This is a genomic window from Mesorhizobium sp. M7A.F.Ca.MR.362.00.0.0 (assembly GCF_004023175.1).
GTDB lineage: Bacteria > Pseudomonadota > Alphaproteobacteria > Rhizobiales > Rhizobiaceae > Mesorhizobium.
In genome coordinates this window covers 13,938-20,825 of record NZ_RZTF01000073.1, presented here as the reverse complement: position 1 = coordinate 20,825, position 6,888 = coordinate 13,938, and the positions used below count along the sequence as shown (strand labels likewise).

The window sequence follows — 6,888 nt, the reverse complement described above, 5'->3', positions numbered from 1 at the left end:
GGAAAGCAACGATCAATATGCCGAGGATCAGCACGGCGTGGGCGATGACGGTGCGGAGCGGTGACTGGCCGATCATCGCTCGCCCTCAGCCGTAATGGACTTTGCGTTCCACATAGCGGAACTGGATGGCCGTAAGCGAGATGACGATGACCATCAGGATGACCGACTGCGCCGCCGAGTCACCGAGGATCAGATTGACGAAGCCGTCATTGTAGACCTTGTAGACCAGCGTCTCAGTCGTCTTGCCTGGACCGCCGCCAGTGACGGCATGAACGATGCCGAACGTGTCGAACAGGGCATAGACGGTGTTGACGACCAGCAGGAAGAAGGTCGTCGGCGCAAGCAGCGGGAAGACGATGGTCCAGAATCGCTTGGTCTCGCCAGCGCCGTCCATGGCCGCCGCCTCGATCAAGGCTTTCGGCACCGCCTGCAGGCCGGCGACGAAGAACAGGAAATTGTAGCTGATCTGCTTCCAGGCAGCGGCGGACACCAGCAGGATCATGGCGTGGGTGCCGTTGAGCAGTGGATCCCAGGCGATGCCGAAACTTCTCAGCATGTAGGCCAGCGACCCGATCGACGGGTTGAAGAGGAACAGCCACAACATACCAGCGATCGCCGGCGCCACCGCGTAGGGCCAGATCAAGAGCGTGCGGTAAAGACCTTTGCCGCGCACCACCTTCTCTGCCATGACCGCAAGCAGGAGCGCCACGCACATGGCAACGATAGCGGTCGCAAGGGAAAACACCACCGTGACCTTGATCGAGTTCAGGTAGGCCGGATCGGCAAGCACTTTCCTGAAATTGGCGAACCAGACGAACTTGGTCCTCAGTCCGAACGGATCCTGCCTGAGCATGGATTGGTAGAACGCCTGACCGGCCGGCCAGTAGAAAAACACGAGCGTGATGGCCAGTTGCGGCGCCACCAGCAGGTAGGGAAGGATCTTGTTGGGAAACACGACGCGAGGGGTCATGGAGCCACTCCGAGGTGATGAGGCGGGCGGCACGATGTAGCATCCCTCTTCGCCAAGATGGCTTTGACGAGCGTTTCGGATTGGGCATCATCGACCGTTGGCGAAATCGCAAGGGACGGCAAAACTCCCCTCGCCGAGGGGAGATGCCTGGCAGGACAGGTGGATGCGCCGTAGAGCAAGGACCTGCGCTCGCTCTAATTCCCCAGCGCTTCCTTGATCGCCGCATTGCCACGCGTAACCGCATTGTCGAGCGCCTGCTGCGCGGTTTGCTGGCCGGCGAGCATCTTTTCGAACTCCTCGTTCTGGATATCGCGCACCTGCGGCAGGTTCGGCAGACGTACGCCCTTGGAATTGTCGGTCGGCGCCTTACCCGTCATCTGCAGGATCGGGGTCTCGCGACCGACGTTCTTGTCATAGAAACCGGACTTCTTGGTCGCTTCATAGGCGGCAAGCGTTACCGGCAGATAACCCGACTTCTGGTGCAGGTATTCTTGCACCTCGGTCTTCGACAGGTAGGCGAAGAAGGCCGCGACGCCCTTGTATTCCTCGTCGGATTTATCAGCGAAAACCCACAGGCTGGCGCCACCCGGCGTCGTGTTCTGCGGTGCGCCCTTGGCGTCGCTGTCATAGGGCAATTGGCCGATGCCGTAATTCATGCCGGACTTGACGATATCGCCAAGGCCGCCGGAGGATTCGGTCATGATCCCGCATTCGCCGGCGAGGAAGATCTGCTTGGCTTCGGAGGTGCGGCCGCCATATTTGAAGGTGCCGTCCTTGGCGAGGTCCGCCAGCGCCTGGAAGTGGTTGACGAAAATCGGCGCATTGATCTTGAGCTCGACATCGCCGCCGGCCAGACCGTTCTGCTGGGTGGCCCATGACACGTCATTCCAGGCCGCGAAATTCTCCAGATGGATCCAGGTCAGCCAGGTCGAGGTGTAGCCGCAGGCGGCCGCGCCGCTCGCCTTGATCTTCTTGGCGTCTTCCCACACCTCATTCCAGGTCTTGGGTGGGCTGTCGACGTCGAGACCAGCCTTCTTGAAGATATCCTTGTTGTAATAAAGGATCGGCGAGGAGGAGTTATAGGGGAAAGAGAGCATGGTGCCGTCCGGCTTCGAATAATAGCCGACTATGCCTGGCAGATACTGGCTCTTGTCGAAGGTCATTCCAGCGCTGGTCAACACATCGGCTGCCGGCTTGATTGCGCCTTCGGCTGCCATCATCACGCCGGTGCCGACGTCGAACACCTGCATGATGTCGGGCGCCTGGCCGGCGCGGTAGGCGGCGATGCCGGCATTCAGCGTCTCGGGATACGTGCCTTTGAACACCGGAACGAGTTCATAGTCGCTCTGGCTGGCGTTGAAATCTTTGGAGATCTTATCGACAACTTCGGCATTGGCGCCAGTCATGGCGTGCCACCAACTGATCTGCGTGACAGCAAAAGCGGAGGTTGAGGAAAGCAGCATAAAGGTGGCGGCAACACCGGCCGCGAAGCCGAAGGACTTCATGTTTCATCTCCCGTTTGTCATTGGCGAAAGGGGCACTCCCGCAGAGGCAATATGTGTCGCTCATGACAATCAGACAACGGTTTTGTTGCAGATCGACGAACTTCACCCCTTTACCTCACGCCACCTCGCCTCCGCTTGGACGCATGGAAAGCCACACGGTTAGCCGGCTTAGCGCGACGACAAGCGCCAGGAACGACCGTCGGAACTGTCAAGCCGGCTTTCGGCGTGTCAGCCCTGATTACAGCCGCTGCAACCCGAAGAGACACGCCAAGGTTGCAGGCGACTTTATCGATCCCTCAACGGCAACGCGCTACTCAATCCTGCTGCCCTGTTTATTTCCAAAGATCAGGTGAAATAAAATGCTGACGGTCTACAATTGTATCGTCAACGAACACGATCTGAGACTGGTCGCACTCGCCGCGCTGATCTGCGGAATTTCCTGTTTCTCTGCCGTCAACCTGCTTCATCACATAAGCCGCTCCACCGATCGGAACCGGCTTGCCTGGCTGATGATCGCGGCCACTTCGACCGGCTTCGGCATCTGGGCAACGCACTTCATCGCCATGCTCGCATTCACACCGGGCATACCCAGTGCTTACGATCCCGCACTTTCCGTGCTTTCGCTCGCTGCTTCGGTCACTCTGACGGCAGCCGGCATGTGGATCGCCACCTTGCGGAATGAGTTCGACTATCATCTCGTCGGCGGCGCCGTGCTGGGCGGCGGTATCGCGGCCATGCACTACATCGGTATGGCGGCGTTCGAGGTTCAGGGCCGCATCGAGTGGAACCTGTTGCTTGTCGCCGTTTCCCTTCTGGCCGGCGTGACGCTCGCGGCGCTGGCGCTGCGTGTCGTGCAGCGCCGTCCCTCCTTGAAGGCGACATCCGGCGGCGCGGTGCTGCTGACGCTGGCAATCTGCACCCTGCATTTCATCGGCATGGGTGCTGTCTCGATCTTCCCCGATCCCTCGATCGTCATATCCGAATACACGATCGAGCCGACCTCGCAGGCTTTCGCCGCCGCTGCCGCCACATTGGTGATCCTGGTCCTGTCGGCATCGGCGCTGTGGATCGATTTGCGCTTCCGTCGCCAGAAGCTCGAGGTCGACCGCATGCACGGTCTGGCCAATGCCGCCGTGGAGGGGCTGATCGTCTGCGACGGCCACCGCATCATCAGTGCCAATGACAGCATGGCGACATTGACGGGCATCGCAACAGCGACGCTGAACGGAATGCAGCTTGGCGATCTCTTCGGATCCGACATGTCGGGCTTCGGCGAACAGCCGCAGGAGGCCGAATTGAGCGGCCGCGATGGCACGAGCATTCCTGTCGAGCTGATCGCCAGGAGCATCGACTATTGTGGCAAGCCTCACAACGTGGTCGCGGTCCGCGACATTCGCGAGCGCAAGAAGGCGGAACAGGAGATCCTGCGGCTTGCCCATTTCGATCCATTGACCGGACTGGCCAATCGCCGCAGCTTTTCCGGCCGGCTGGAGACGGAAATTGCTGCGATGGGCCGGACCAGGAAAGGCGGCCAGCTTGCGCTTCTGCTGCTCGATCTCGACCGGTTCAAGGAGGTCAACGACCTGTATGGGCACGGCGCGGGCGACGCCATGCTGCAGAAGGTTGCGCACTGCGTTACCGGCATTCTTCGCCAAGGACAGATGGTGGCGCGGCTGGGCGGCGATGAGTTCGCCATCATCGCGCCGAACCTGACCGACCCGTTGGAGGCGGGCCGTATCGCCAACGCCGTGCTGACCGCCATGCGCGAGGAAAACCGGCTCTCGGTCGGCGGCGGCCTGGTGTCGGCCAGCATCGGCATTGCGCTTTATCCATCGGATGCCGAAAACCAGGCCAGCCTGATAAGCCACGCCGATACCGCGCTCTACCGGGCCAAGACCGAAGGCAAGGATACCTACCGCTATTTCGAAGCTTCGATGGGGGCCGAGGCCCGCGACAAGCGCGTGATGGAGCACGAACTGCGCCAGGCGGTCGCACGCCAGGAGTTCTACCTCGTCTACCAGCCGCAGAAGGAGATCAGCAGCGGGAAGATGGTCGGTTTCGAAGCGCTGGTCCGGTGGCGGCATCCGACGCGCGGCGACGTGTCGCCGAGCATATTCATCCCGGTCGCCGAAGACAGCGGCGCCATTGGCCAGATTGGCGAATGGGTGCTGACGGCCGCCTGCGAGGAAGCCGCCCGCTGGGAAAATCCGCTGACGGTGGCCGTCAACGTTTCGGCGGTGCAGCTCCACAACACGAATTTCAGCCACAAGGTCCACGAAACCTTGCTGAATTCCGGCCTGGCGCCCGGCAGGCTCGAGCTTGAGATCACCGAGACGGCGCTTGTCAAGGACATGCCGCGGGCATTGGCCACCTTGCGGCAGGTCAAGGCGCTGGGCGTGCGCGTCGCCATGGACGATTTTGGAACCGGCTATTCCTCGCTCTCCAACCTTCGCGCCTTTCCCTTCGACAAGATCAAGATCGATGGCTCATTCATCAAGTCCGTCGACAAGAACGGCCAGGTCGCGGCGATCGTGCGCGCCGTCCTGGGACTTGGACGCGGGCTCGGCCTGCCGGTTCTGGCGGAGGGTGTCGAGACGCTCGGCGAACTGAAGTTCCTGGACGCCGAAGCCTGCGAGATCGGCCAGGGCTACTATATCGGCAAGCCGGCTCTCATCGAGGAATTCGGCGATCTGACCGGCGTCGTCGCACCCGCTGTCGGCAGCAAACCCGCCAGCCTGCGCGACAGAAGCGTTCTGGCCTTCGCGCCCGCACCCGCGCTAGCCACACGCTAGACTACAGGCTCTCGGGCTTGAGTGCCGTCTCGACCAGCCGCCTGGCGTCCGGCCCCGACCATTCGGCCGGGCCGTTCATGTGGGCGATCAGGCAGCCCTCGCCGTCGATCAGCATGGTGACGGGAAGGCCTAGCGCCAAGCCGCGCTCCTTGAGGTCGTTGAACAGCGTCATCGTCGAATCCCGGTAATAGCCGAGCGTCGCGACGCCGGTATCGCTGAGGAACTTCTTCGGCTTCACATCGTCGCCGGCATCGACGTTGACGGCGACCACTTCAAAGGAGTCGCTGCCCTTTTCCTTCTGCAGCGCATCGAGCGCCGGCATTTCGGCACGGCACGGCGCGCACCATGTCGCCCACAGATTGAGCAGCACCGTCTTGCCGGCATGATCGGCAAGCGTCATCGGCTTGCCGTCCGGACCATTGAAGGCAAGGCTCTTCAGGGATTGAGGCGGATCGGCCGGCAAAAGTGCCGCAACCTCACCGGTGGCCGACGCCGCGACTTTCTTGGCGCGGTCGCTCTTGGCCGCGCAGGTCACGTCGTCCCTGCTGTCACCCACGGCAGCTTGTGCCGGTGCATTGTTGCCAGACCGGCTCTCGCTGACATATACCGCGACCGCGCCCGCCAGCGCGCCCGCCACCAAGGCGGCGAGGATCAGGCGCGGGGCCGGGAAGAATCTACTACCGTCTGCCATTTTCTCAAAACTGCTCCGAAGCACGGGTTATAGCCATGAGCGACAAGAAAACCAGCAACCAGATGTGGGGCGGACGTTTTGCCTCGGGTCCGGCCGCGATCATGGAAGCGATCAACGCGTCTATCTCCTTCGACCGCAAACTCTATGCGCAGGACATCAAAGGCTCGATCGCCCATAGCGAGATGCTGGCGCAAACGGGCATTATTTCGGCGGCCGACCAAGAAAAAATCGCTGACGGGCTGAACACGATCCTGAAAGAGATCGAGGCCGGCAGCTTCGAGTTTTCGACACGGCTCGAAGACATCCACATGAACATCGAGGCGCGCCTCGCCGATCTGATCGGCCCGGCGGCCGGCCGGCTGCACACCGCCCGCTCGCGCAATGATCAAGTCGCGGTCGATTTGCGGCTGTGGGTCAAGGATGAATGCTTTCGCGTCGCCGAGGCGTTGAAAGGGCTGATCGAGGCGCTGCTGGAGCGGGCCGAGGAGCATGCCGCGACCGTGATGCCGGGCTTTACCCATATGCAGGCGGCCCAGCCGGTGACCTTCGGCCATCACTGCATGGCCTATGTCGAGATGTTTTCGCGCGACCTGTCGCGCGTGCGCGATGCGATCGAGCGGATGGATGAAAGCCCGCTCGGTGCCGCCGCACTTGCCGGCACCAGCTTCCCGATCGACCGCCACCGGACCGCCAAGGCGCTCGGCTTCCGCGAGCCGATGCGCAATTCGCTCGACAGCGTCTCGGATCGCGATTTCGCGCTCGAGTTCCTCGGCGTGGCGGCGATCTGCGCCACGCATCTGTCACGGCTGGCCGAAGAGATCATCATCTGGTCGACGCCGCAGTTCGGCTTCGTCAGGCTGTCGGACTCGTTTTCCACCGGCTCCTCCATCATGCCGCAGAAGAAGAACCCCGATGCCGCCGAACTGGTGC

At 61.8% G+C, this 6,888-nt stretch carries 5 protein-coding genes; 2 read left to right on the top strand and 3 right to left on the bottom strand.

Features of this window, described 5'->3' with window-relative positions:
* Window positions 1–85 precede the first annotated feature (85 nt).
* Window positions 86–970 carry a sn-glycerol-3-phosphate ABC transporter permease UgpA gene (ugpA, locus tag EOC06_RS12500; protein ID WP_023811118.1) on the bottom strand — a complete coding sequence of 295 codons (885 nt, stop codon included), beginning with the start codon at window positions 968–970 and terminating at the stop codon, window positions 86–88.
* A gap of 194 nt (window positions 971–1,164) precedes the next feature.
* Window positions 1,165–2,475 (bottom strand): sn-glycerol-3-phosphate ABC transporter substrate-binding protein UgpB, encoded by a 1,311-nt coding sequence (gene ugpB, locus EOC06_RS12495; protein ID WP_023811116.1) that lies wholly within the window; start codon window positions 2,473–2,475, stop codon window positions 1,165–1,167.
* A gap of 359 nt (window positions 2,476–2,834) precedes the next feature.
* Between ugpB and EOC06_RS12490 the strand changes: the two genes are divergently transcribed.
* Entirely contained in the window at window positions 2,835–5,267 is a 2,433-nt protein-coding gene (locus EOC06_RS12490) for an EAL domain-containing protein (protein ID WP_128307893.1), read from the top strand.
* A 1-nt stretch (window position 5,268) separates the two neighbouring features.
* On the opposite strand, the gene EOC06_RS12485 is transcribed toward EOC06_RS12490, so the two are convergent.
* On the bottom strand, window positions 5,269–5,958 hold the full coding sequence (locus EOC06_RS12485) for a TlpA disulfide reductase family protein (protein WP_128307892.1): 690 nt from the start codon (window positions 5,956–5,958) through the stop codon (window positions 5,269–5,271).
* Between the two features lie 35 nt (window positions 5,959–5,993).
* Here EOC06_RS12485 and argH point away from each other — a divergent pair.
* On the top strand, window positions 5,994–6,888 hold an 895-nt coding region (argH, locus tag EOC06_RS42375), incomplete at its 3' end, for an argininosuccinate lyase (RefSeq protein ID WP_245469529.1).